The organism is Enterobacter sp. UPMP2052 (genome assembly GCF_053709675.1).
In genome coordinates, this window is the sequence record NZ_JBSKJR010000013.1 from 30,304 (window position 1) to 53,860 (window position 23,557).

Annotated in this window: 21 protein-coding genes and 1 other RNA gene; 7 read left to right on the forward strand and 15 right to left on the reverse strand. The window is 56.1% G+C overall.

What is annotated here, in order from left to right; all coding sequences use genetic code 11:
- Window positions 1-264: 264 nt before the first annotated feature.
- Both ACWKX3_RS21140 and ACWKX3_RS21145 read left to right on the forward strand, forming a co-directional pair.
- On the forward strand, window positions 265-996 hold the full coding sequence (locus ACWKX3_RS21140; RefSeq protein ID WP_101738561.1) for a MurR/RpiR family transcriptional regulator: 732 nt from the start codon (window positions 265-267) through the stop codon (window positions 994-996).
- A gap of 115 nt (window positions 997-1,111) precedes the next feature.
- Entirely contained in the window at window positions 1,112-2,545 is a 1,434-nt protein-coding gene (locus tag ACWKX3_RS21145; RefSeq protein WP_454542388.1) for a 6-phospho-beta-glucosidase, read from the forward strand.
- 88 nt (window positions 2,546-2,633) lie between these two features.
- On the opposite strand, the gene ACWKX3_RS21150 is transcribed toward ACWKX3_RS21145, so the two are convergent.
- From ACWKX3_RS21150 to ACWKX3_RS21185, 8 genes are all read right to left on the reverse strand, one after another.
- On the reverse strand, window positions 2,634-3,377 hold the full coding sequence (locus ACWKX3_RS21150; RefSeq protein ID WP_006178381.1) for an SDR family oxidoreductase: 744 nt from the start codon (window positions 3,375-3,377) through the stop codon (window positions 2,634-2,636).
- A 70-nt stretch (window positions 3,378-3,447) separates the two neighbouring features.
- Window positions 3,448-6,321: an aminomethyl-transferring glycine dehydrogenase gene (gene gcvP / locus ACWKX3_RS21155; protein ID WP_454542389.1), complete on the reverse strand. Its 2,874-nt coding sequence runs from the start codon at window positions 6,319-6,321 to the stop codon at window positions 3,448-3,450.
- Window positions 6,322-6,445: 124 nt separating this feature from the next.
- The gene (gcvH, locus tag ACWKX3_RS21160; RefSeq protein WP_006178383.1) at window positions 6,446-6,835 is read right to left on the reverse strand and encodes a glycine cleavage system protein GcvH; all 390 of its coding nucleotides are present in this window, start codon (window positions 6,833-6,835) and stop codon (window positions 6,446-6,448) included.
- 23 nt (window positions 6,836-6,858) lie between these two features.
- Window positions 6,859-7,953 carry a glycine cleavage system aminomethyltransferase GcvT gene (gcvT, locus tag ACWKX3_RS21165; protein ID WP_454542390.1) on the reverse strand — a complete coding sequence of 365 codons (1,095 nt, stop codon included), beginning with the start codon at window positions 7,951-7,953 and terminating at the stop codon, window positions 6,859-6,861.
- A gap of 436 nt (window positions 7,954-8,389) precedes the next feature.
- Window positions 8,390-9,592 carry an FAD-dependent 2-octaprenylphenol hydroxylase gene (gene ubiI / locus ACWKX3_RS21170; RefSeq protein ID WP_454542391.1) on the reverse strand — a complete coding sequence of 401 codons (1,203 nt, stop codon included), beginning with the start codon at window positions 9,590-9,592 and terminating at the stop codon, window positions 8,390-8,392.
- A gap of 12 nt (window positions 9,593-9,604) precedes the next feature.
- The gene (gene ubiH, locus ACWKX3_RS21175) at window positions 9,605-10,783 is read right to left on the reverse strand and encodes a 2-octaprenyl-6-methoxyphenyl hydroxylase (RefSeq protein WP_454542392.1); all 1,179 of its coding nucleotides are present in this window, start codon (window positions 10,781-10,783) and stop codon (window positions 9,605-9,607) included.
- Window positions 10,780-12,093 carry a Xaa-Pro aminopeptidase gene (pepP, locus tag ACWKX3_RS21180; RefSeq protein WP_137272805.1) on the reverse strand — a complete coding sequence of 438 codons (1,314 nt, stop codon included), beginning with the start codon at window positions 12,091-12,093 and terminating at the stop codon, window positions 10,780-10,782. Before pepP ends, ubiH begins: the two co-directional genes overlap by 4 nt.
- Before the next feature lie 31 nt (window positions 12,094-12,124).
- Window positions 12,125-12,703 (reverse strand): YecA/YgfB family protein, encoded by a 579-nt coding sequence (locus tag ACWKX3_RS21185; protein ID WP_072208719.1) that lies wholly within the window; start codon window positions 12,701-12,703, stop codon window positions 12,125-12,127.
- A gap of 167 nt (window positions 12,704-12,870) precedes the next feature.
- Here ACWKX3_RS21185 and zapA point away from each other — a divergent pair, with 167 nt between their 5' ends.
- The 3 genes from zapA (at window position 12,871) to ACWKX3_RS21200 (ending at window position 14,045) form a co-directional block, all read left to right on the forward strand.
- Window positions 12,871-13,200 carry a cell division protein ZapA gene (zapA, locus tag ACWKX3_RS21190; protein ID WP_006178390.1) on the forward strand — a complete coding sequence of 110 codons (330 nt, stop codon included), beginning with the start codon at window positions 12,871-12,873 and terminating at the stop codon, window positions 13,198-13,200.
- A 41-nt stretch (window positions 13,201-13,241) separates the two neighbouring features.
- Window positions 13,242-13,425, forward strand: a non-coding RNA gene (ssrS, locus tag ACWKX3_RS21195) — 6S RNA.
- A gap of 23 nt (window positions 13,426-13,448) precedes the next feature.
- Complete coding sequence (locus tag ACWKX3_RS21200; protein ID WP_454542393.1) at window positions 13,449-14,045, forward strand: 5-formyltetrahydrofolate cyclo-ligase; 597 nt, start codon at window positions 13,449-13,451, stop codon at window positions 14,043-14,045.
- Window positions 14,046-14,146: 101 nt separating this feature from the next.
- Here ACWKX3_RS21200 and serA read toward each other — a convergent pair whose 3' ends face one another.
- Together serA and rpiA are read right to left on the reverse strand one after the other, a co-directional pair.
- Window positions 14,147-15,379: a phosphoglycerate dehydrogenase gene (gene serA / locus ACWKX3_RS21205; protein WP_006178392.1), complete on the reverse strand. Its 1,233-nt coding sequence runs from the start codon at window positions 15,377-15,379 to the stop codon at window positions 14,147-14,149.
- Window positions 15,380-15,645: 266 nt separating this feature from the next.
- On the reverse strand, window positions 15,646-16,305 hold the full coding sequence (rpiA, locus tag ACWKX3_RS21210; RefSeq protein WP_101737021.1) for a ribose-5-phosphate isomerase RpiA: 660 nt from the start codon (window positions 16,303-16,305) through the stop codon (window positions 15,646-15,648).
- A gap of 127 nt (window positions 16,306-16,432) precedes the next feature.
- Here rpiA and argP point away from each other — a divergent pair, with 127 nt between their 5' ends.
- Complete coding sequence (argP, locus tag ACWKX3_RS21215) at window positions 16,433-17,326, forward strand: DNA-binding transcriptional regulator ArgP (protein WP_006178395.1); 894 nt, start codon at window positions 16,433-16,435, stop codon at window positions 17,324-17,326.
- 48 nt (window positions 17,327-17,374) lie between these two features.
- On the opposite strand, the gene ACWKX3_RS21220 is transcribed toward argP, so the two are convergent.
- A complete protein-coding gene (locus ACWKX3_RS21220; protein WP_006178396.1) occupies window positions 17,375-18,115 on the reverse strand; it encodes an oxidative stress defense protein in 741 nt (246 codons plus the stop codon).
- Between the two features lie 92 nt (window positions 18,116-18,207).
- The gene (argO, locus tag ACWKX3_RS21225) at window positions 18,208-18,843 is read right to left on the reverse strand and encodes an arginine exporter ArgO (RefSeq protein WP_006178397.1); all 636 of its coding nucleotides are present in this window, start codon (window positions 18,841-18,843) and stop codon (window positions 18,208-18,210) included.
- Between the two features lie 204 nt (window positions 18,844-19,047).
- On the opposite strand from argO, the gene dctP reads away from it, so the two are divergent.
- Window positions 19,048-20,106, forward strand: coding sequence for a TRAP transporter substrate-binding protein DctP (dctP, locus tag ACWKX3_RS21230; RefSeq protein WP_454542394.1), 1,059 nt, complete (start codon window positions 19,048-19,050; stop codon window positions 20,104-20,106).
- A 47-nt stretch (window positions 20,107-20,153) separates the two neighbouring features.
- Here the strand turns inward: dctP and mscS are convergent, their stop codons facing one another.
- From mscS to pgk, 3 genes are all read right to left on the reverse strand, one after another.
- Window positions 20,154-21,008, reverse strand: coding sequence for a small-conductance mechanosensitive channel MscS (mscS, locus tag ACWKX3_RS21235; protein ID WP_006178399.1), 855 nt, complete (start codon window positions 21,006-21,008; stop codon window positions 20,154-20,156).
- A gap of 186 nt (window positions 21,009-21,194) precedes the next feature.
- Window positions 21,195-22,274: a class II fructose-bisphosphate aldolase gene (fbaA, locus tag ACWKX3_RS21240; RefSeq protein ID WP_006178401.1), complete on the reverse strand. Its 1,080-nt coding sequence runs from the start codon at window positions 22,272-22,274 to the stop codon at window positions 21,195-21,197.
- 92 nt (window positions 22,275-22,366) lie between these two features.
- Window positions 22,367-23,530, reverse strand: a complete 1,164-nt coding sequence (gene pgk, locus ACWKX3_RS21245) for a phosphoglycerate kinase (RefSeq protein ID WP_006178402.1) — start codon at window positions 23,528-23,530, stop codon at window positions 22,367-22,369.
- Between the last annotated feature and the right edge of the window lie 27 nt (window positions 23,531-23,557).

Sequence of the window (23,557 nt, forward strand, 5' to 3'; positions counted from 1 at the left end):
GTAACTCCGGGAAAACGAAAGATGATTATTCATCGTGTAACCATGCTAACTGAGAATTTTTCCAGTGAACACCTGTTAGCTAAAATAAATGCACATTCCAGATTTATCTTTGAAAATCAGTGTAATGACAGATAATTTCACCTAACACTTGTTCTATTTATCGGTAAGCTATTGATAATCAATACCATAAAAGTGCATGTCCTCTCAGGGCTGCATGGTATGATTCTCATAAGATGTCTGAATATGAGTTTTACCATAGTGAGCATGTTTACCCACTCCGCCATAGCCAGCCTCAATAATCTTGAGATGATGGTCTACAACTATGTCATCAAAAATCGTGACAAAGTGATGTACATGACCATCCGTGAACTGGCGGATGCAGCTGGCGTATCCACGACCACCATCCTGCGTTTTTGCCGCAAGCTTAACTGTGAAGGCTACTCTGAATTCCGCGTGCGCTTTAAGCTCTATCTGGAGCAGAACGAACCGCAGCAGGCCAATTTCGGTGCCAGTGAAATCATCAGTTTCTTTAAGAGCGTAAATAACGAAGAATTCGACACCCTGTTAGATAATGCCGTGGATATTATTCTGTCATCCGAGCGTATTATATTTGTCGGGGCAGGTACCTCTGGCTCGCTGGCTAAATATGGTGCTCGCTTCTTTTCTAATATTGGCAAATTCAGCAACCATATTGACGATCCTTATTTTCCGGTCACTAACGATATGGCAAAAAATGCCCTGGCAATCGTTCTGTCCGTTTCCGGCGAAACCGAGGAGATCCTCCGCTTTGCCAGCCAGTTCAGCCTGCACCGCTGCAAAGTGCTCTCCATCACCAGCCACGAACACTCCCGGCTGGCAAAGCTCGCCGACTTTAACCTTTCATGGCATGTGCCCCAGACGCGCATCGGCGGCGTGTACGATATCACCACGCAAATTCCGGTCATCTATATTCTGGAGTCACTCGGGCGCAAACTGGCGAAGAAATTAACGCAATAAAACACCCTGTTTTTTCGCTGTGACAAATCACATTTTGCTGAAATTGTTATATCGTGACATTTAATTTCGCTTTGCTAGACTCGAATTCAGTTGTCATTTATTGAGAATAGCACCGATGAAAAAATTGACCTTACCGAAAGACTTTTTATGGGGCGGCGCGGTTGCCGCTCACCAGGTTGAAGGCGGCTGGAACAAAGGCGGCAAAGGGCCGAGCATTTGTGACGTTCTGACCGGGGGTGCCCACGGCGTGCCGCGCGAAATCACCCAGGACGTGGTGGAAGGAAAATACTATCCAAACCATGAAGCCATCGACTTCCACGGCCACTACAAAGAAGACATCAAACTGTTCGCCGAGATGGGCTTCAAATGTTTCCGCACCTCCATTGCCTGGACGCGCATCTTCCCGAAAGGGGATGAAACCCAGCCGAATGAAGAGGGGCTGAAGTTCTACGATGACATGTTCGATGAGCTACTGAAATACAACATCGAGCCGGTGATCACCCTCTCCCACTTTGAAATGCCGCTGCATCTGGTGCAGGAATACGGCGGCTGGACCAACCGTAAAGTGGTCGACTTCTTTGTACGCTTCACCGAAGTGGTGTTTGAGCGCTACAAAAATAAGGTCAAATACTGGATGACCTTCAACGAGATCAATAACCAGCGCAACTGGCGCGCGCCGCTGTTCGGCTACTGCTGCTCCGGCGTGGTCTATACCGAGCATGATAATCCGGAAGAGACCATGTACCAGGTGCTGCACCACCAGTTCGTGGCCAGCGCGCTGGCGGTGAAAGCAGCGCGACGTATTAACCCGGAAATGAAAGTCGGCTGCATGCTGGCGATGGTGGCGCTTTACCCGTTCTCATGCAAACCAGAGGACGTGATGTTTGCCCAGGAATCCATGCGCGAGCGCTATGTCTTTACCGACGTCCAGCTGCGCGGCTATTACCCGTCTTACGTGCTCAACGAGTGGGAGCGCCGCGGGTTCTCCATCAACATGGAAGCCGGCGACGAGCAGATCCTGCGCGAAGGTACCTGTGACTACTTAGGTTTCAGCTATTACATGACCAACGCGGTGAAAGCGGAAGGCGGCACGGGCGATGCCATCTCAGGTTTTGAAGGCAGCGTACCGAACCCGCACGTCAAGGCGTCTGACTGGGGCTGGCAGATTGACCCGGTGGGCCTGCGCTACTCCCTGTGCGAGCTGTATGAGCGCTACCAGAAGCCGCTGTTTATCGTGGAAAACGGCTTCGGCGCGTACGACAAGGTGGAAGAGGACGGCAGCATTAACGATGATTACCGTATCGACTACCTGCGAGCACACGTTGAAGAGATGATGAAGGCGGTCACTTACGACGGCGTCGACCTGATGGGTTACACCCCGTGGGGCTGCATCGACTGCGTCTCCTTCACCACCGGCCAGTACAGCAAACGCTACGGCTTTATCTACGTGAACAAGCACGACGACGGCACCGGCGATATGTCCCGTTCGCGTAAGAAGAGTTTTGAATGGTACAAAACCGTGATCGCCAGCAACGGCGAGCAACTTTAACGCCGTAACGCCGGGCGGCGCTACGCTTGCACCGGCCTACAAAACCTGCGAATCGTAGGCCGGGTAAGGCGAAGCCGCCACCCGGCGTTTATTTCCCGCCCGCCAGTTCAATAAAACTGCCCGTCACGTACGACGCCTTCTCGCTGAGCAGCCAGACAATCGCCTGCGCCACCTCTTCCGGCTGGCCGCCGCGCTGCATCGGCAGCATGGACTTGACCCGATCCACGCGTCCCGGCTCGCCGCCCGAGGCGTGAATATCGGTATAAATCAGGCCAGGGCGTACGCAGTTGACGCGAATGCCCTGTGCCGCCACCTCGAGCGATAAACCGGTAGTCAGCGAATCCACTGCCCCTTTGGAGGCCGCGTAATCCACATATTCACCCGGCGCGCCCAGACGCGAAGCTGCGGATGAAACATTCACTATCGCCCCGCCTTTGCCGCCATGTTTAAACGACATGCGTTTTACCGCTTCGCGACAGCAGAGAAAGTAGCCCGTCACGTTGGTGGCGAGCACGCGGTTGATGCGCTCGGCCGACAGGTTTTCGATGGTCGATTGTTCAAACAGTATGCCGGCGTTATTCACCAGCGCCATAAGCGGTTCGCCTTCGCGATCGATGCTGTCATACATGGCCAGCACCTGCGCTTCATCGCTGATGTCGGCGCGCACGGCAAAAGCTTTGCCACCCGCCTCAACAATCTGATTGACCACGTCCGTCGCGGCCTTGATGTTGTGGTGAAAGTTCACCGCCACAGTGTAGCCCTCGCTTGCCAGCTGCAGCGCGGTGGCTTTACCAATCCCGCGGCTGGCGCCGGTAACCAGTGCAATTGCCATTGTCTTCTCCCAATAAAAAAGCCGGGTGGCGGCTTCGCCTTACCCGGCCTACGTTACTACAGCAACAGAATTACTGGTATTCGCTCATCGGCACGCAGGAGCAGAACAGGTTACGGTCGCCGTAGACATCATCAAGACGCTTCACGGTCGGCCAGTATTTGTTTGCCACGCCCGCCGGGAAGACCGCCAGCTCGCGAGAGTAAGCGTGGGTCCACTCCGCCACCATCTCGTGCTGAGTGTGTGGCGCGTTGACCAGCGGGTTGTCGTCGAGCGTCCACTCGCCGTCCTGCACGCGATCGATCTCCATGCGGATGGCGAGCATCGCGTCGATGAAGCGGTCCAGCTCGGCTTTGCTTTCCGACTCCGTTGGTTCCACCATCAGCGTGCCCGCCACCGGGAAGGACATGGTTGGGGCGTGGAAACCGTAGTCGATCAGGCGTTTGGCGATATCCAGCTCGCTGATGCCCGTCGCGTCTTTCAGCGGACGAATATCAAGGATGCACTCGTGCGCCACGCGGCCATCACGGCCGGTATAGAGCACCGGGAAGGCAGATTTCAGGCGCGTGGCAATGTAGTTGGCGTTGAGGATCGCCACCTGGCTTGCCTGCTTCAGCCCTTCCGCGCCCATCATGCGGATATACATCCAGCTGATAGGCAGGATAGAGGCGCTGCCAAACGGTGCCGCAGAGACCGCGCCCTGTCGGGTCAGCATCCCTTCAATCTGCACCACGCTGTGGCCCGGCACAAACGGTGCCAGGTGCGCCTTCACGCCGATCGGTCCCATACCCGGGCCGCCACCGCCGTGCGGAATGCAGAAGGTTTTGTGCAGGTTCAGGTGCGACACGTCCGCGCCGATAAAGCCCGGCGAGGTAATGCCCACCTGGGCGTTCATGTTCGCGCCGTCGAGGTAGACCTGGCCACCGAACTGATGCACCACTTCGCACACCTCGCGGATGGTCTCTTCATACACGCCGTGGGTCGACGGGTAGGTCACCATGATGCAGGAAAGTTTCTCGCCCGCCTGCTCGGCTTTCGCCCGCAGGTCGGTGAGATCGATGTTGCCGTTTTTGTCACAGGCGACCACCACCACGTCCATACCTGCCATCTGAGCAGATGCCGGGTTGGTGCCGTGCGCGGAGCTTGGGATCAGGCAGATATCGCGATGCCCTTCGTTGCGGCTTTCATGATAATGGCGAATCGCCAGCAGACCCGCGTATTCCCCCTGCGCGCCGGAGTTAGGCTGCATGCACAGCGCGTCGTAGCCGGTCAGCTTCACCAGCCAGTCGGAGAGTTGGTTGATCATCAGGTGATAGCCTTCCGCTTGCTCAGCCGGGCAGAACGGGTGCAGTTCAGAGAACTCAGGCCAGGTGATTGGGATCATCTCGGCCGCGGCGTTCAGCTTCATGGTGCAGGAGCCGAGTGGAATCATCGCCTGGTTCAGCGCCAGATCTTTGCGCTCCAGCGAGTGCATATAGCGCATCATCTCGGTTTCGCTGTGATAGCGGTTAAAGACCGGATGCGTCAGGATGGCATCATTACGCAGCATGCTCTCCTGAATGGAGCGGCTGTCGTGCGCGACGTCTTTGTCCAGCGCGTCGATGTCCAGGCCGTGCGCATCGCCCAGCAGTACGTTAAACAGGTTAACGATATCGTCACGGGTGGTGGTTTCATCCAGCGTAATGCCGACCGCGTTGTGGATGTCGCTGCGCAGGTTGATTTCTGCAGCATCGGCACGCGCCAGCACCGCTGCTTTATCGACGACGTCAACGCACAGGGTGTCGAAATAGTGCGCGTGGCGCAGCGTCAGGCCCTTCTGCTGCAGGCCGCAGGCCAGAATGTCGGCCAGACGGTGAATGCGGCTGGCAATGCGTTTCAGCCCTGTCGGGCCGTGGAAGACGGCATACAGGCTGGCGATGTTGGCCAGCAGCACCTGTGAAGTACAGATGTTGGAGTTCGCTTTCTCGCGGCGAATGTGCTGCTCGCGGGTCTGCATCGCCATGCGCAGGGCGGTGTTACCTGCGGCGTCTTTCGACACGCCGATAATGCGGCCAGGCATGGAGCGTTTGAATTCATCTTTTGCAGCGAAGAAGGCTGCGTGCGGGCCGCCGTAGCCCATCGGCACGCCGAAGCGCTGGGCAGAGCCAAAGACAATGTCTGCGCCCTGTTTGCCCGGTGCGGTCAACAGCACCAGCGCCATAAAATCAGCCGCGACGCTGACAATCACTTTGCGGGATTTCAGCTCGGCGATCAGCGCGCTGTAGTCATGCACTTCCCCGGTGGTGCCTACCTGCTGGAACAGCACGCCAAAGACGTCCTGGTGATCCAGCACTTTATCGGCATCGTCGACAATCACGTCAAAACCGAAGGTTTCCGCACGGGTGCGCACCACGTCCAGCGTCTGCGGATGGACGTCTGCCGCCACGAAGAAGCGGTTGGCATTCTTCAGCTTGCTCACGCGTTTTGCCATCGCCATCGCTTCGGCTGCGGCAGTGGCTTCATCCAGCAGAGAAGCGGAGGCAATGTCCAGTCCGGTCAGGTCCAGGGTTACCTGCTGGAAGTTCAGCAGCGCTTCCAGACGGCCCTGAGACACTTCCGGCTGATACGGGGTGTAAGCGGTGTACCAGCCCGGGTTTTCCAGCATGTTGCGCAGGATAACCGGCGGTAACTGCACGTTGGTGTAGCCCATGCCAATATAAGACTTATAGCGCTTGTTGAGGCCGGCAATCGCCTTCAGCTCCGCCAGCGCGGCGAACTCCGTCGTGGACTCCCCCACCTGAGGCGGCGTGGCAAGCTGGATGTCTTTCGGCACGATCTGGCCGATCAGTGCGTTTAATGAATCCGCGCCAACCGTCTTCAGCATCTCCTGCTGTTGCTGAGCGTCCGGCCCAATGTGACGTTCAATGAAAGCGCCACGGTTTTCAAGCTGGCTTAAAGTCTGTGTCATGAGCGATGGTTCCTGAAACGTGCAGTGAATTTAAGTTCCCTCTCCCTTTGGGAGAGGGTTAGGGTGAGGGGAAAATGGATACCCTCACCCCGGCCCTCTCCCAAAGGGAGAGGGAGAAAAACGGTTATTCGTCTTCCAGTAATGCTTCGTACGCGGTGGCATCCAGCAGCGCGGCTACCTGCGCTTCATCGCTGGCTTTGATCTTAAAGATCCAGCCGCCTTCATACGGCTCGCTGTTCACCAGCTCCGGCGAATCGCTCAGCGCGTCGTTCACGGCGACGATTTCACCGCTTACCGGGGCATAAATATCAGAGGCCGCTTTCACGGACTCCGCCACGGCGCAGTCGTCGCCTGCGCTCACGGTGGTGCCTACGTCGGGCAGATCAACAAACACCATATCGCCCAGCAGCTCTTGCGCATGCTCGGTGATCCCTACGGTGTAAGTGCCGTCCGCCTCTTTGCGCAGCCACTCGTGTTCTTTGCTGTATTTCAGTTCTGCTGGCACATTGCTCATAAAATTTCTCCTGATAAAAAGCGTTAAGCGACCGGCTTACCGGCGCGAACAAAAATCGGTTTGGTCACGTTGACCGGCATCTCGCGGTTGCGGATCTGCGCCACCGCCGTGCTGCCAATGCCCGCCGGGACGCGCGCCAGGGCAATACTGTAGCCAAGCGTCGGGGAGAAGGACCCGCTGGTGATCACCCCCTCGCGGTGATTGCCGTCGGCATCGGTGAAACGTACCGGCAGCTCGCCGCGCAGCACGCCCTTCTCGGTCATCACCAGGCCAACCAGCTGGTCGGTGCCCTTCTCGCGCTGCATCTCCAGCGCTTCACGGCCAATAAAGTCGCGGTCAGCCGGTTCCCAGGCAATGGTCCAGCCCATGTTAGCCGCCAGCGGCGACACGCCTTCGTCCATCTCCTGACCGTAGAGGTTCATACCGGCTTCCAGACGCAGCGTATCGCGCGCGCCCAGGCCCGCAGGCTTCACGCCCGCCTCTACCAGCGCTTGCCAGAACCCTGCGGCTTTCTCATTCGGCATCGCAATTTCATAACCCGCTTCGCCGGTATAGCCAGTGGTCGCAATGAACAGATCGCCCGCCTGCACGCCGAAAAACGGCTTCATGCCTTCGGTAGCGTGGCGCTGTTCATCGGTAAACAGCGTGGCGACTTTCGCCTGCGCGTTCGGCCCCTGCACGGCGATCAGCGACAGATCGTCACGCACGGTGATGTCGATGGCGTAAGGTTCGGCGTGTTGGGAAATCCAGGAGAGGTCTTTTTCGCGGGTGGCGGAGTTTACAACGAGGCGGAAGAAATCTTCGGAGAAGTAATAGACGATTAGGTCATCAATCACGCCGCCGGAGGCATTAAGCATGCCGGTATAAAGCGCTTTGCCCGGCGTTTTTAGCTTCGCGACGTCGTTTGCCAGCAGATAACGCAAAAACTCCCGGGTGCGGCTGCCGCGCAGGTCGACAATGGTCATGTGGGATACGTCGAACATCCCGGCATCCGTGCGCACCGCGTGGTGCTCATCAATCTGCGAGCCATAGTGCAGCGGCATCATCCAGCCATGGAAATCCACCATGCGTGCGCCGCATAACACGTGTTGTTCGTACAAAGGAGTCTGTTGAGCCATCTTTTCCTCGTTGAATAAGCAGGGCTGTCTTGCGTTTCACAGGCAACAACATTGCCACGAAACCCGGCGCCGACCTCCGTTTCAGACGCCGACGCAAACGTTCTCTTTTACCTGAACTTACCACCGAAACCGGCGGTTAACCATAAGGTAAAACGGGTCATCACATTAGCTTATGACCAAAAAACGCTAAAAAGCCTACAGAGTTATTCACTGGGAAAATGCGATTAAACCCGCATAAAATTAACAATGATCTAACAGTATTTAGAAGATGGTGATATTTCGTGCGGAAAAGCGGGCCGATTTTCCGTTCCGAAAAAAACGTAAGATTAGATTATCTAATGCGAAAAACGGCGTGAAATTAGATTATTTCAAACGAGGAGATTTTCCCGGCGTCAGCGCCGGGAAAATAAAGTGTGACGGGGGTCAAAATTAGCGTTTAGCGAAGCCAGTGAGGGAGATCGTTAAGGCCCATCGCCTGACGAAGAAGCTGAGGCTTAACGCCGGGAAGCGTGTCGGCGAGTTTCAGGCCAATGTCGCGCAGCAGTTTTTTCGCCGGGTTCGCCCCGGCAAACAGCTCGCGGAAGCCCTGCATTCCCGCCAGCATCATGGCCGCGCTGTGCTTGCGGCTGCGCTCGTAGCGACGCAGATACATATGCTGACCAATATCCTTACCTTCGCGGTGCAGACGGCGCAACTCTTCAACCAGCTCGGCCGCATCCATAAAGCCCAGGTTGACCCCCTGGCCGGCCAGCGGGTGAATGGTATGCGCTGCATCACCAACCAGCGCCAGACGGTGCGCGGCAAACTGGCGGGCGTAACGGCCCGTGAGTGGGAAGACCTGACGCTCGCTTTCAAGCGTGCACAGTCCAAGGCGGTTATCAAACGCGATGCACAGCGCCTGGTTAAAGGCATCGGGCGTCGCGTCCTGCATCTGCTGAGCTTTTTCAGGCACCAGGGACCAGACAATCGAGCAGAGATGCGGATCGCTGAGCGGCAGGAAGGCCAGTATGCCGTCGTTATGGAAAATCTGACGCGCTACGCCGCCGTGCGGCTCGGTGGTGCGGATCGTGGCCACTAACGCATGGTGATGATAATCCCAGTACGTCAGCGGAATGTCAGCTTTATTGCGCAGCCAGGAGTTGGCGCCGTCGGCCCCGACCATCAGACGCGCGGTCAGCATATCGCCATTTTGCAGGGTGATAAACGCTTCGTTTTCACCCCACGCCACCTGCTGAAGCTGTGCGGTTGCAATCAGCGTAACGTCGCTACAGGCCTGCGCCTTTTGCCACAGCGCGTGGTGAACCACCGCGTTTTCGATGATATGGCCGAGATGGCTATAGCCCAGGCTTTCATCATCGAAAGTGATGTGACCAAAGCTGTCTTTGTCCCACACTTCCATACCGTGATAACAGCTGGCTCGCTGGGCCACAATATCTGACCAGACGCCAAGATGAGTCAGCAACTTCTCGCTCGCCGCATTAATGGCCGAGACGCGGAGTTCCGGCGGCGCATCCTGCGCGACGGGCTGAGGCTGATTTTGCTCAAGCACGGCCACACGCAGGCCGCTGCCCTGCAGTCCACAGGCCAGCGCCAGTCCAACCATTCCGCCGCCAACGATAGCGACATCAACATTTTGCACGGTGATAACTCCTTAACGCGCGACCCAACCAAGAGTCCGCTGCGCCAGCACGTCGCGTGCCGGAATGAACAATTCCATCGCCATCAGCCCGAGGTTACGACCCGCAACCAGCGGCCCCCAGCGATTAGCAAACAGGTGTACCAGGCCATCGGTGACGCCAATGGTCGCCTCTTTATCGGCCCGGCGGCGGTTTTGGTAATGGCTCAACACGGCATAGCCGCCGACGTCTTTTTGCTCAGACCATGCCTGCGTCAGCGATTCCGCCAGGCTCATGACGTCGCGCAGCCCCAGGTTGAAGCCCTGCCCCGCAATCGGATGCAGCGTCTGCGCGGCGTTGCCGACCAGCGCCACGCGATGCGAAATACATTGTGATGCGGTGGTTAACGATAGCGGATAAACCGCACGTTTGCCTGCATGCGTGATGCGTCCGAGTCGCCAGCCAAAGGCTTTTTGCAGCTCGTTGCAGAAACGGTCATCTGTCCAGCCGAGCACCTCGTCCGCCTTCTCCTGCGGATGGCACCACACCAGCGAGCAGCGCCCGTGCGACATCGGCAGCATCGCCAGCGGTCCGTGCTGCGTGAAGCGTTCGAACGCTCTGCCGTTGTGCGCACTCGCCGTGGAGACATTGGCAATCACGCCGACCTGCCCGTACGGCTCCTGCTGCCATTGCACGCCAAACCGGGTGGCAATGGCGGAGCGTGAACCGTCCGCCGCCACCAGCACCTGGCCTTCAAGCGTGGTACCGTTCTCTAACGTCACGCTGACCGCCTCTTCACTGCGGCTCACGTTCGCCACGCGGGCCGGGCAGTGCAAGGTTACGCCCGGCGCGTCCTGCAACAGACGGAACAGCCGCAGCCCGACGTCGTGCAGTTCGACAACCTGGCCCAGAGCATCAATGCGGTAATCATGGGCATCCAGGGTTACAAACCCGGCGTGTCCGCGGTCGCTAACGTGAACGGTCTTGATCGCTGTCGCACACTCGGCGATAGCCTGCCAGATGCCAATGCGTGACAGCTGCTGACACGTCCCCTGCGCCAGCGCAATGGCACGCGAATCAAACCCGGGGTGGTTCGTCGTCTGCGGCGCCACGGCCTCGACCAGATGCACCGGCAGCTGGCCCTGGGTCAAATGCGAAATGGCCAGCGCCAGCGTGGCGCCATTCATGCCTCCGCCAACGATAATCACGCTCATCCGCGTGCCGCCGCCATCAGCGCCTCGATGTCGTCGGCATTTTTCACGACGCTCGCGGTCAGGTTTTCGTTGCCGGTTTCGGTGATGACGATGTCATCTTCTATACGAATGCCGATCCCACGGTATGCGTCTGGCACATCGGCATCCGGTGCGATATACAGCCCCGGCTCGACGGTTAACACCATACCCGGCTCCAGCACGCGTGAACGATCCGGGCCGTATGCGCCGACATCATGAACGTCCAGCCCCAGCCAGTGGCTCAGGCCGTGCATAAAGTACGGACGATGGGCATTTTCGGTAATCAGTGTGTCCACGTCGCCTTTCAGGATGCCCAGCTTCACCAGGCCAGTAATCATGATGCGAACCACTTCCCCGGTGACCTCCTGAATAGAGGTCCCCGGACGGAACAGCGTCAGGGCGGTATTCAGTGATTCGAGCACGATATCGTAGATTTCGCGCTGCGCGGGCGAGAATTTGCCGTTCACCGGGAAGGTGCGTGTAATGTCTCCGGCATAGCCGAGGTATTCGCACCCGGCGTCGATCAGCACCAGTTCACCGTCGCGCAGTTCGCTTTCGTTTTCGGTGTAGTGCAGGATGCAGCCGTTTTCGCCGCCGCCCACGATGGTGTTATAGGACGGGAAGCGCGCGCCGTGACGGTTAAATTCGTGGTGAATTTCACCTTCGAGCTGATATTCAAACATCCCCGGACGGCATTTTTCCATCGCGCGGGTGTGCGCCAGCGCGCTGATTTCGCCGGCCCGACGCATCACGTTCAGCTCTTCTTCTGACTTAAACAGGCGCATCTCGTGCACCACCGGACGCCAGTCCGTCAGCGTGGCGGGCGCGGACAGGTTCTGACGCGCGCCCTTACGCAGCTTGTCCAGCGCGGTGAAGACGATCTCATCGGCGTAGGCGTATTCGCCCTGAGCATGGTAGAGCACGTCCAGACCGTTCAGCAGCTGGTAAAGCTGCTGGTTGATTTCGCTGAACGCCAGCGCACGGTCAACACCCAGCTTCGCAGGCGCAGCCTCCTGGCCGAGGCGGCGACCAAACCAGACTTCTGCGGTCAGATCGCGCACGCGGTTAAAAATGACGCTGTGGTTGTGGGTGTCATTGCTTTTGATCAGCACCAGTACCGCTTCCGGCTCGTTAAACCCGGTGAAGTACCAGAAATCGCTGCTCTGGCGATAGGGGTATTCGCTGTCGGCGCTGCGCGTCACTTCGGGCGCGGCAAAAATCAGCGCGGCGCTGCCCGGCTGCATGTTTGCCAGCAGCGCCTGACGACGGCGAGAATACTCTTGAGTAGACATAACCATGACACCCTCCTGTGCGTTGTTTTTCTTAATGTAAGGTTGGCTTGCGCACTTCCGGCGCGGTGGGCTGCGAGCGCGTGAAGTTGTCGTGGCACAGCAGTGACGCTACGCGAACATATTCAATGATCTCTTCGAGGGACATCTCCAGCTCTTCCTGATCTTCGTCTTCTTCGTAGCCCAGCTGCGCAATATTACGCAGATCGTCGATGGCCTCACCCGCTTCGCCGGTCACTTTATCCAGTTTAGGTTGGGTTACGCCCAGCCCCAACAGATAGTGGTTGACCCAGCCCGCGAGCGCATCGGCGCGATCGAACACGCTGACATCGTCGCCTTCAGGCAGATAAAGCTGAAAAAGGAAGCCATCGTCTTCCAGTGAATCGCTGGTTGCCGCGTGCATTTTACGCAGCGCTTCCGCCAGCTCATGACCAAAGGCCAGCCCTTCGTTCGTCAGGTCGTGGATCAGCGGCTGCCATGAGCTGTCGCTGTTTCCGCCGCACAGTATGCCACTGATCAGACCGTGCATTTCGGCAGGGGTTAAACCGACTCCCTGCTGGTTCAGTAACTGGTTTAAATCCTTGTAACCAGGCATTTCGTTCTGTATAGACATACGCATTCGTCATCAAAGGGAGGATATTCATGATATGCTACCACTTTGGACCCTGGTGATACCAGAAAAGGGCTTGTATCTTCACATCAGGGTAGCTATAGTGTCGCCCCTTCGCAGCCCCCGGGGCAGTAAGCGAAGGCAGCGCAGTCAATCAGCAGGAAGGTGGCATGTCTGCACAACCCGTCGATCTCCAGATTTTTGGCCGTTCACTGCGAGTGAATTGTCCACCTGAACAAAGGGATGCCCTGAATCAGGCTGCGGACGATTTGAATCAGCGGTTGCAAGATCTCAAAGAACGCACTAGAGTCACAAATACTGAGCAGCTGGTCTTCATCGCCGCGTTGAACATCAGCTATGAACTGACTCAGGAAAAAACGAAGACCCGCGACTACGCGGCAAGCATGGAGCAGCGCATTAAAATGCTCCAGCAGACCATTGAACAGGCGTTGCTTGATCAGGGTCGCAATCCCGAAAGACCGGGACCAAAGTTTGAATAACACTTCTCAGTTGACTATGGTAGAGTAACTGTGAAGACAAAATTTCTCTGAGATGTTCGCAAGCGGGCCAGTCCCCTGAGCCGATATTTCATACCACAAGAATGTGGCGCTCCATGGTTGGTGAGCATGCTCGGTTCGTCCGAGAAGCCTTAAAACTATGACGACACATTCACCTTGAACCAAGGGTTCAAGGGTTACAGCCTGCGGCGGCATCTCGGAGATTCCCTCTCTCTTCTCTACCGACTACCATGACACAATTCCCTGAAGTACCCGCGTCTCGCCAGGCTATTCGTCAGCTTATCCGTCAACGTCGTCGTGCGTTAACCCCCGAACAACAAGCGTTTTTTGCCCAGCAGGCCGCCGCGCGTATGATGGCGTATCCCCCTGTTGTGATGGCGCATACGGTCGCGCTGTTTCTCTCTTTTGATGGTGAACTGGATACCCAACCGCTTATCGACCAACTCTGGCGCGCCGGAAAGAAGGTGTACCTGCCTGTGCTACACCCGTTCAGCAAGGGCAACCTGCTGTTTTTGCACTACCATCCGCGCAGCGAACTGGTGGTGAATCGTCTGAAAATTACCGAACCCAAACTCGACGTCCGCGATGTGCTGCCGCTGGCAGATCTGGACGTGCTGGTCACGCCGCTGGTGGCGTTTGATGAGCAGGGTCAGCGCCTGGGTATGGGCGGGGGATTTTATGACAGAACGCTGCAAAACTGGCAGCATCATGGCTTTCAGCCGGTAGGGTATGCGCATGATTGTCAGGCTGTAGAGGCCTTGCCGGTGGAGAAATGGGATATCCCGTTGCCTGCGGTGGTGACGCCCGGCAAAACCTGGACCTGGTAGAATAAAGCCGGGTGGCGCTCACGCTTACCCGGCCTACATAACTCCCCGGACCTTCCAGGTCGGGTAAGCGTAAGCGCCACCCGACACCACAGCCCGCACTATCAGTACAGCAGACGCGCGCGGATCGTCCCCGGAATCGCCTTCATGCTCTGCAGTGCTTTCTCAGCGACATCTTCATCCGCTTCAATATCAATAACCACATAACCCATCTGCGAGTTAGTTTGCAGATACTGTGCGGCAATGTTCACGCCCTGCTCGGCGAAGATCTGGTTGATGGCAGTCAGCACGCCCGGACGGTTTTCATGGATGTGCAGCAGACGGCGGCCACCGTGCAGCGGCAGAGACACTTCCGGGAAGTTCACGGCGGAAAGCGTCGAACCGTTGTCAGAGTATTTGCTCAGCTTGCCCGCCACTTCCAGGCCGATATTCTCCTGCGCTTCCTGGGTAGACCCGCCGATATGCGGCGTCAGGATCACGTTGTCGAACTCGCACAGCGGAGAGGTGAACGGATCGCTGTTGGTCGCAGGCTCGGTCGGGAAAACGTCGATGGCAGCGCCCGCCAGGTGTTTACGCTTCAGGGCATCTGCCAGCGCCGGAATATCCACTACGGTGCCGCGCGCGGCGTTGATCAGCAGGGAGCCCGGCTTCATCAACGCCAGCTCTTCCGCCCCCATCATGTTTTTGGTTGACGCATTTTCCGGCACATGCAGGCTCACCACGTCGCTCATGTTCAGCAGATCGGACAGATGTTGTACCTGGGTAGCATTGCCGAGCGGCAGCTTGCTTTCGATATCATAGAAGAAGACGTGCATCCCCAGCGACTCAGCCAGGATCCCCAGCTGCGTGCCGATATGACCGTAGCCGATGATCCCGAGCTTCTTGCCACGCGCTTCGAATGAGCCGGACGCCAGTTTGTTCCACACGCCACGGTGCGCTTTGGCGTTCGCTTCAGGGATACCGCGCAGCAACAGCAGCAGTTCACCAATGACCAGTTCCGCCACGGAACGGGTGTTGGAGAACGGGGCGTTAAAGACCGGAATACCGCGTCTGGCGGCTGCATTCAAATCCACCTGGTTGGTACCGATGCAGAAACAGCCGATAGCCACCAGCTTTTCCGCCGCAGCAATAACGTCTTCAGTCAGGTGGGTACGGGATCGCAGGCCGATGAAATGGGCATCACGGATGGACGCTTTCAGCTCGTCGGTGTCGAGCGCCCCTTTGTGAAATTCGATATTGGTGTAGCCTGCCGCACGAAGACTATCGATGGCTTTCTGATGCACGCCCTCGACCAGCAGGAATTTAATCTTGTCTTTCTCCAGTGATACCTTTGCCATTTACCCGACCCTGTTTTTGTCTGAACTGATGTTGTGCTGGATATGCATCCGCTCCAGCCAACATATCAAAAAAAACTATTGCAGCAATATGAACGTTTGCGTCGGCACTCTGAAGAAAAGTCATACAGGGCAAAATGGCAGAGGAAAATGCTAAGGAAGATTGCGAAAGCGGCAGGATCGGCAAAACAGGCGTAAAAACGTGACACAAGTCACCGAATTTAGCGGTTCAAAATTTTTTTAGCGGGGGGAAGGCTCCCCCCGTCAGATCATTTTACGATGGTTTTCACGCCGTCAGCGGTTCCGATCAGCGCCACATCCGCGCCACGGTTGGCGAACAGCCCTACCGTCACCACGCCGGGAATGCCGTTGATGGCGTTTTCCAGCGCCACCGCATCGAGGATCTCCAGGCCGTGCACGTCGAGGATCACGTTGCCATTATCCGTCACCACGCCCTGACGATATTCCGGCCGGCCACCCAGCTTCACCAGCTCGCGCGCCACTGCGCTGCGTGCCATTGGGATCACTTCGACCGGCAGCGGGAAATTACCCAGAATATCGACCTGCTTGGACGCATCGGCAATGCAGATAAATTTGTCCGCAACGGAGGCAATGATCTTTTCACGCGTCAGCGCCGCGCCGCCGCCTTTGATCATCTGCATATGGCCATTGATTTCATCCGCGCCGTCAACGTAGATGCCGAGACGGTCCACTTCGTTCAAATCAAAAACGGTAATACCAAGGCTTTTCAGCTTTTCCGTGGAAGCATCGGAGCTTGATACCGCGCCCTCGATCTGCCCTTTCATCGTGCCAAGGGCATCGATAAAGTGTGCCGCCGTTGACCCCGTACCAACACCCACAATGGTACCTGGCTGTACGTACTGGAGAGCGGCCCATCCTACTGCTTTTTTCAGTTCATCCTGCGTCATGATCGTTTTGCCTGTGGTGTGAAAACTCAGGCCGCATTATAGAACACGCGGAATGGATTTCGTCTGTCACGAGGGGAAAATTGTGTCATAGTGCAGAATAAGTAAAATTCAGGAGTATTGACCCGCAATGAAACGTCCGGATTACAGAACATTACAGGCCCTTGATGCCGTCATTCGCGAACGTGGTTTTGAACGCGCGGCGCAAAAGCTGTGCATCACCCAATCCGCCGTGTCACAGCGTATCAAACAGCTTGAAAACATGTTCGGACAACCCCTGCTGGTGCGTACCGTGCCACCACGCCCGACCGAGCAGGGCCAAAAGTTGCTCGCCCTGCTGCGCCAGGTTGAGCTGCTGGAAGATGAATGGCTGGGTGATGAACAGACCGGTTCCACGCCGCTGCTGCTGTCACTGGCGGTGAACGCCGACAGCCTGGCAACCTGGCTGCTGCCTGCCCTTGCGCCGGTGCTGGCCGACTCCCCTATCCGGCTCAACTTGCAGGTAGAAGATGAAACCCGCACCCAGGAGCGTTTGCGTCGCGGTGAAGTGGTCGGCGCGGTCAGTATTCAGCCTCAGGCGCTGCCAAGCTGTCTGGTCGATCAGCTGGGTGCGCTGGACTACCTGTTTGTTGGCTCAAAAGCCTTTGCCGAACGCTACTTCCCGAACGGCGTAACGCGCGCCGCGCTGCTGAAAGCGCCCGCCGTGGCGTTCGACCATCTCGACGATATGCATCAGGCCTTCCTGCAGCAAAACTTCGACCTGCCGCCGGGCAGCGTGCCGTGCCACATCGTGAACTCGTCGGAGGCCTTTGTGCAGCTTGCGCGTCAGGGAACCACCTGCTGCATGATCCCGCATTTGCAGATTGAGAGAGAGTTGAAAAGCGGTGAGCTGATTGATTTAACGCCGGGGCTGTATCAGCGCCGGATGCTCTACTGGCACCGTTTTGCACCGGAAAGCCGCATGATGCGCAACGTCACCGACGCGCTGCTGGCATTTGGTCACAAGGTGTTGAGACAGGATTAATCGCCTGAATTCCCTCTCCCTGTGGGAGAGGGTCAGGGTGAGGGCAAATTACTGCGCCTTAGCCGCCTCAGTTTGCTGAGTCTGCGTTGGCTCCAGCTGGAACACCACATCAACCTGATCGTCGAACTGGATCGTCGGCTGTTCGTACGTTTCCTGCGCAGATACCGGTGCCGCATCGGCCTTCATCATACGCACCATCGGGCTTGGCTGATAGTTTGAGACGTGGTAGCGCACGCTATACACCGGGCCGAGTTTGCCTTTGAAGCCGGACGCCAACTGCTGCGCCTGGTGGATGGCATCATCAATAGCGGCTTTACGCGCTTCGTCTTTGTATTTTTCCGGTTGCGCAACGCCCAGAGAGACGGAACGGATTTCGTTCAGCCCCGCTTTCAGCGCGCCGTCCAGCAGCGAGTTCAGCTTATCCAGCTGGCGCAGGGTGACTTCCACCGTACGCACGGCGCGGTAGCCTTTCAGAATGCTTTTACCGTTCTGGTAGTCATAATCCGGCTGGGTGCGCAGGTTCGCGGAGTTGATATCTTTTTTCGCCACGCCATTCTGCTCCAGGAAGGAGAGATATTGCGCAACGCGATCGTCCGCCTGCTTCTTCGCGGACGCGGCATCTTTTGCCGCGACGTTCACTTCAATCGCCAGGGTTGCAACATCCGGTACCGCATCCACGCTTGCGGTGCCTGACGTGACGATGTGCGGACCCGCAGGCAGTTCATTCGCCTGCGCCGAAACCGCACCTAAACTCACTAACGCCGCCAGGGCTATCACGTTAAACTTCACTGTTATTCCTCCATGTTGCGAAGAGTGCCCTAACAACAGGGCTCATGCCAGCAAGCTTAGCGGGTCTTATTCAGATGTCCATAAGACAACGCTTAGTTGAACAATGCCTGAACATGGTGAACGCCCTCTTTCGCCAGCTGGAACGCGATAAACCACATCACCAGCCCGACCAGCGTATTAATGATGCGCTGAGCTTTTGCCGTACGCAGCCTCGGTGCCAACCACGCAGCCAGAATGGCGAGGCCAAAGAACCACAGGAATGACGCGCTCACGGTTCCCAGCGCAAACCAGCGCTTAGGCTCCACGTCGAGCTGTCCGCCAAGGCTACCCAGCACCACGAAGGTATCGAGGTAAACGTGGGGGTTCAGCCACGTTACGGCCAGCATGGTGGCAATAATTTTCCAGCGCCCCTGCTTCATCACCTCGGCGCTGGCGAGTTCCAGGTTGCTGCTCATCGCCGTTTTCAGCGCCCCAAACCCATACCAGAGCAGGAATGCGACGCCGCCCCAGGTCACGAGCGCCAGCAGCCATGGTGACTGCATCAGCAGTGCGCTGCCGCCAAAAATGCCGGCGCAGATCAGCAGCAGGTCGCTCACCGCACACAGCAGGGCAATCATCAGATGATACTGGCGGCGAATGCCCTGGTTCATGACAAACGCATTTTGCGGGCCGAGAGGAAGGATCATCGCCGCACCTAGCGCAAGCCCTTGAAAATAGTAAGATAACATAGCATAACTCTCATCAGGTTTTCTCTATGTGCAGACTATACTGCGAGCCTGCCATTAGAGAAAATTGATAATTTTAATGATTAATTAGAATAATTAATAAAACCCTGTGCAGGGTGCAATATTCAGATTTTATCAAGTCCCCTGCTCCATTAACCGGCGTATCCTTATGCGATCCCTGACTCACTAAACTTCTCCTGGAAAACTATGAAGCATCAAGGCCTTGCAGCGTTCGTCTATGCCACATTCGCGCTGTTATCTGCCTTTCCGGCCACCGCGAGCGCGGAAAAGATCCTGCGGTACACTGACCACGAACCGTACGGCAATATGCGCACTCAATTTATCAAACAGGTTTTCTTTCGTGAGATCGAAAAAGAGTCGCAAGGCCGCCTGAAAATTGATGCCCACTGGAACGGGGAAATATCAAGTAGCTACAATGCGTTAAGGACGTTGAGTCAAGGTAAAGAAGCTGACATCGGCATTGTCGTGCCCGAATATACGGCTGAACAACTTCCGCTGCATCAGATATTTAAAAGCTTCCCTCTGGGGCCAGATAACGGTGATGCACAGGTGACGTTCTTTCATCGCGTCTTCGGGCAACATCCACAGTTTGCCCAGGAACTGGAGCGAAATAACCTGGTAAATTTGCAGTTCTTCTTGGGTTATCCGGCAGGTTTTTTTACGCGTCAGCCAGGTGTGAAGTTAAGTCAGTTAGAGGGAACAACGTGGCGAACCGCCAGCTTCTGGCATCAGTCATTTTTACGCAACGCTGGCGCAACCACCGTGGCAATGCCCTGGAACAACAACATTACCGACGCGTTGCGCGCCGGACAGTTGAACGGGCTGATGGTCAACCTCGACAGCGGGTATGACATTCATGCTCAGCGTGAGGCACCTTATATCTACTCTTCCCCAGCGCTCTGGCTTGGACATGTCTATCTTCTGGTGATGAATAAAGATACCTGGAATGCCATGTCCGGGCAGGATCGAGAGGCTATTTATCGCGCGGCTAACATCACAGAGAAACAGCTCGGCGCGACCCTGGACAAGGGGCTGGCATCTCTGACCGCTACGCTGGAAAAGGAAGGCGCTCAGTTTCATCTTCTTAGCCGTGGCGAGCTGGAGAAATGGCAGAGAGTGACGCAGTATCAAGCGGTACAACGTGAGTGGGTGATTCAGCAGGAAAGTAAAGGTAATGCGGACGCGGGCACATTGATGCGCGAGGTAAGCCAGCTTCTTGAGGGAAGCGCGCGTAAACAGCCATAAAGCACAACGCCCGCTTTTCCGGCGGGCGTTGACTGAATCGACACGCGTTATTCGGCTTCTTTTACGCGCTTAAAGTTCACGTCCATCTGCGGATACGGGAAGCTGATGCCGTTGGCGTCAAAATCACGTTTGATGCGCTCAAGCACGTCCCAGTAAACGTTCTGCAGATCGCTGCTCTTGCTCCAGATACGCACCACGAAGTTAATTGACGATGCGCCCAGCTCGTTCAGGCGTACGGTCATTTCGCGATCTTTCAGGATACGTTCGTCAGACTCGATAATATCGGTGATGAGCTTTTTAACCAGCTCGGTATCGGAATCGTAACCCACGCCAATCACCAGTTCATTGCGGCGAACCGGCTCACGGGAGAAGTTGGTGATGTTCCCGTCGATGACTTTCTTGTTCGGCACAATAACGATTTTACCGTCCGCCGAACGCAGCGTGGTGGAGAAAATCTGCACGTTCAGCACTGTGCCCGCCGTGCCGCCCAGATCGACATATTCACCCGCGCGGAACGGACGGAAGGTGACCAGCAGAACGCCAGCCGCCAGGTTAGCGAGCGAGCCCTGAAGCGCCAGACCAACGGCCAGACCGGCGGCACCCAGCACGGCAATAACGGAGGCGGTCTGAACGCCAACCCGGCCTAATGCCGCAATGAGGGTAAATGCGATAATGCCATAGCGCACCAGCGCTGACAGGAAATCAGCAACCGTGGCGTCAATGTGGCGAGTGAGCATGACGCGATTGATGGCCCGGGAAACGGTACGGGCAACAATCATCCCCACGACAATAATGGCAATTGCCGCCGCAATATTCACAGCGTAGCTGATGAGCAGCGCCTGATTACGCACCAGCCAGGAGCCAGCGTTATTGATGCTATCTACAACACCGAGATCTTCCATTTATCTTTCCTTATGCTCTTATAAACAACAAAAACCATCCCATAGCGAGACAGGCAGGTCAGTAAAGGGTAAACAAAAAGTATGCGTATTGCCAAGCAGATCACAAAAACAGGTATTGCAGGATATTGAAAAAACATAAAAAAAGGCCCGCGATTGCGGGCCTTATAAGGCTTTCAGCAGCTCAAATTACAGAACGTCAACCGCGTTCAGTTCTTTGAATGCCTGCTCCAGACGCGTAATCATTGAAGTCTGTGCAGCACGCAGCCATACGCGTGGATCGTAGTATTTCTTGTTCGGCTGGTCTTCGCCTTTCGGGTTGCCCAGCTGGCCCTGCAGGTAAGCTTCGTTAGCTTTGTAGTAGCCCAGGATACCGTCCCATGTTGCCCACTGGGTATCGGTATCGATGTTCATTTTCACTACGCCGTAGCTGACGGAGTCTTTGATTTCCTGAGCAGAAGAACCGGAACCGCCGTGGAAGACGAAGTTCAGGCTGTTGTGCGGCAGGTTGTGTTTCTTAGACACGTATTCCTGAGAATCACGCAGGATAGTTGGCGTCAGAACCACGTTACCTGGTTTGTAAACGCCGTGTACGTTACCGAAGGACGCTGCAATGGTGAAGCGTGGGCTGATTTTGCTCAGCTCGGTGTACGCGTAATCAACATCTTCTGGCTGGGTGTACAGGGCAGAAGCGTCCATGTGGCTGTTGTCCACGCCGTCTTCTTCACCACCGGTGCAACCCAGTTCGATTTCCAGGGTCATGCCCATTTTGGCCATGCGCGCCAGGTATTTGGAGCAGATTTCGATGTTTTCGTGCAGTGACTCTTCAGACAGGTCGATCATGTGAGAAGAGAACAGTGGCTTACCGGTCGCGGCGAAGTGTTTTTCACCCGCGTCCAGCAGACCGTCGATCCACGGCAGCAGTTTCTTCGCGCAGTGGTCAGTGTGCAGGATAACTGGAACACCGTAGTGCTCAGCCATCTGGTGTACGTGATGTGCGCCAGAGATAGCACCCAGGATTGCAGCACCCTGAGGAATGTCAGTTTTCACGCCTTTACCTGCGATGAACGCAGCACCACCGTTAGAGAACTGAACGATAACCGGTGCTTTTACTTTAGCAGCGGTTTCCAGTACGGCGTTGATAGAGTCGGTACCGACGCAGTTAACTGCTGGCAGAGCAAAGTTGTTTTCTTTAGCTACCTGGAACACTTTCTGTACGTCATCACCAGTGATAACGCCAGGTTTTACGAAATCAAAAATTTTAGACATGTTGCTTAGTCCTGTATCTTCGGCCGTTAGAAAAGGTGCGTGCTCTTATAAGCGCGCTGAAAATTGGGCAGGTTTCCCTGCCCTTGAATGGCTTACTGCTTAGCGCGCTCTTCGAGCATTGCTACTGCTGGCAGAACTTTGCCTTCCACGAATTCGAGGAATGCGCCGCCACCAGTGGAGATGTAGGAAATTTTGTCAGCGATACCGAACAGGTCGATTGCTGCCAGGGTGTCACCACCGCCTGCGATAGAGAACGCTTCGCTGTCTGCGATAGCATTAGCAACGATTTCAGTCCCTTTACGGAAGTTCGGGAATTCGAACACGCCAACTGGACCGTTCCACAGGATGGTTTTTGCGTTTTTCAGGATTTCAGCCAGTTTCTGTGCAGAAACGTCGCCCAGGTCCAGAATCTGCTCGTCATCTTTGATGTCGTTGACAGATTTCAGGGTCGCGGTTGCGGTTTCAGAGAACTCGGTCGCCACGCGAACGTCAGTTGGAACCGGGATATCACAGGTGGTCAGCAGGCGTTTCGCTTCGTCAACCAGGTCTGCTTCGTACAGGGATTTACCCACGTTGTGGCCCTGAGCCGCCACGAAGGTGTTGGCGATACCGCCACCGACGATCAGCTGGTCAGCGATTTTGGACAGAGAATCCAGAACGGTCAGTTTGGTAGAGACTTTAGAACCACCGACGATAGCCACCATTGGACGTGCTGGCTCTTTCAGTGCTTTACCCAGCGCTTCCAGTTCGTCAGCCAGCAGTGGACCTGCACAAGCTACGTCTGCGAATTTACCGATACCGTGGGTAGAAGCCTGAGCGCGGTGCGCCGTACCGAATGCATCCATCACGAATACGTCACACAGCGCAGCGTATTTTTTGGACAGCGTTTCGTCGTCTTTCTTCTCGCCTTTGTTGAAGCGAACGTTTTCCAGAACAACCAGTTCACCGGCAGCAACTTCTACGCCGTCCAGGTAATCTTTTACCAGGCGAACCGGGCTGGACAGTTTGTCTTTGAGGTAATTAACAACTGGCAGCAGGGAGAACTCTTCGTTGTACTCGCCTTCAGTTGGACGACCCAGGTGGGAGGTGACCATCACTTTTGCACCTTGTTTCAGTGCCAGTTCGATGGTTGGCAGAGAAGCACGGATACGCGCATCGCTGGTCACTTTGCCATCTTTAACCGGTACGTTCAGATCGGCACGGATGAAAACGCGTTTACCTGCCAGATCCAGATCGGTCATCTTAATTACAGACATGGTGAATCCTCTCGTTGATTCTTAAAG

Excerpts from the sequence above, each read along its gene's own strand:
- zapA (WP_006178390.1), top strand. The coding sequence starts at position 12,871 with ATGTCTGCACAACCCGTCGATCTCCAGATTTTTGGCCGTTCACTGCGA.
- ACWKX3_RS21150 (WP_006178381.1), bottom strand. The coding sequence starts at position 3,377 with ATGGCAATTGCACTGGTTACCGGCGCCAGCCGCGGGATTGGTAAAGCC.
- mscS (WP_006178399.1), bottom strand. The coding sequence starts at position 21,008 with ATGGAAGATCTCGGTGTTGTAGATAGCATCAATAACGCTGGCTCCTGG.
- gcvH (WP_006178383.1), bottom strand. The coding sequence starts at position 6,835 with ATGAGCAATGTGCCAGCAGAACTGAAATACAGCAAAGAACACGAGTGG.
- pgk (WP_006178402.1), bottom strand. The coding sequence starts at position 23,530 with ATGTCTGTAATTAAGATGACCGATCTGGATCTGGCAGGTAAACGCGTT.
- serA (WP_006178392.1), bottom strand. The coding sequence starts at position 15,379 with ATGGCAAAGGTATCACTGGAGAAAGACAAGATTAAATTCCTGCTGGTC.
- pepP (WP_137272805.1), bottom strand. The coding sequence starts at position 12,093 with ATGTCTACTCAAGAGTATTCTCGCCGTCGTCAGGCGCTGCTGGCAAAC.
- ACWKX3_RS21140 (WP_101738561.1), top strand. The coding sequence starts at position 265 with ATGTTTACCCACTCCGCCATAGCCAGCCTCAATAATCTTGAGATGATG.
- rpiA (WP_101737021.1), bottom strand. The coding sequence starts at position 16,305 with ATGACGCAGGATGAACTGAAAAAAGCAGTAGGATGGGCCGCTCTCCAG.
- dctP (WP_454542394.1), top strand. The coding sequence starts at position 19,048 with ATGAAGCATCAAGGCCTTGCAGCGTTCGTCTATGCCACATTCGCGCTG.
- gcvT (WP_454542390.1), bottom strand. The coding sequence starts at position 7,953 with ATGGCTCAACAGACTCCTTTGTACGAACAACACGTGTTATGCGGCGCA.
- ACWKX3_RS21145 (WP_454542388.1), top strand. The coding sequence starts at position 1,112 with ATGAAAAAATTGACCTTACCGAAAGACTTTTTATGGGGCGGCGCGGTT.
- argO (WP_006178397.1), bottom strand. The coding sequence starts at position 18,843 with ATGTTATCTTACTATTTTCAAGGGCTTGCGCTAGGTGCGGCGATGATC.
- ubiH (WP_454542392.1), bottom strand. The coding sequence starts at position 10,783 with ATGAGCGTGATTATCGTTGGCGGAGGCATGAATGGCGCCACGCTGGCG.
- argP (WP_006178395.1), top strand. The coding sequence starts at position 16,433 with ATGAAACGTCCGGATTACAGAACATTACAGGCCCTTGATGCCGTCATT.
- fbaA (WP_006178401.1), bottom strand. The coding sequence starts at position 22,274 with ATGTCTAAAATTTTTGATTTCGTAAAACCTGGCGTTATCACTGGTGAT.
- ACWKX3_RS21200 (WP_454542393.1), top strand. The coding sequence starts at position 13,449 with ATGACACAATTCCCTGAAGTACCCGCGTCTCGCCAGGCTATTCGTCAG.
- gcvP (WP_454542389.1), bottom strand. The coding sequence starts at position 6,321 with ATGACACAGACTTTAAGCCAGCTTGAAAACCGTGGCGCTTTCATTGAA.
- ACWKX3_RS21185 (WP_072208719.1), bottom strand. The coding sequence starts at position 12,703 with ATGTCTATACAGAACGAAATGCCTGGTTACAAGGATTTAAACCAGTTA.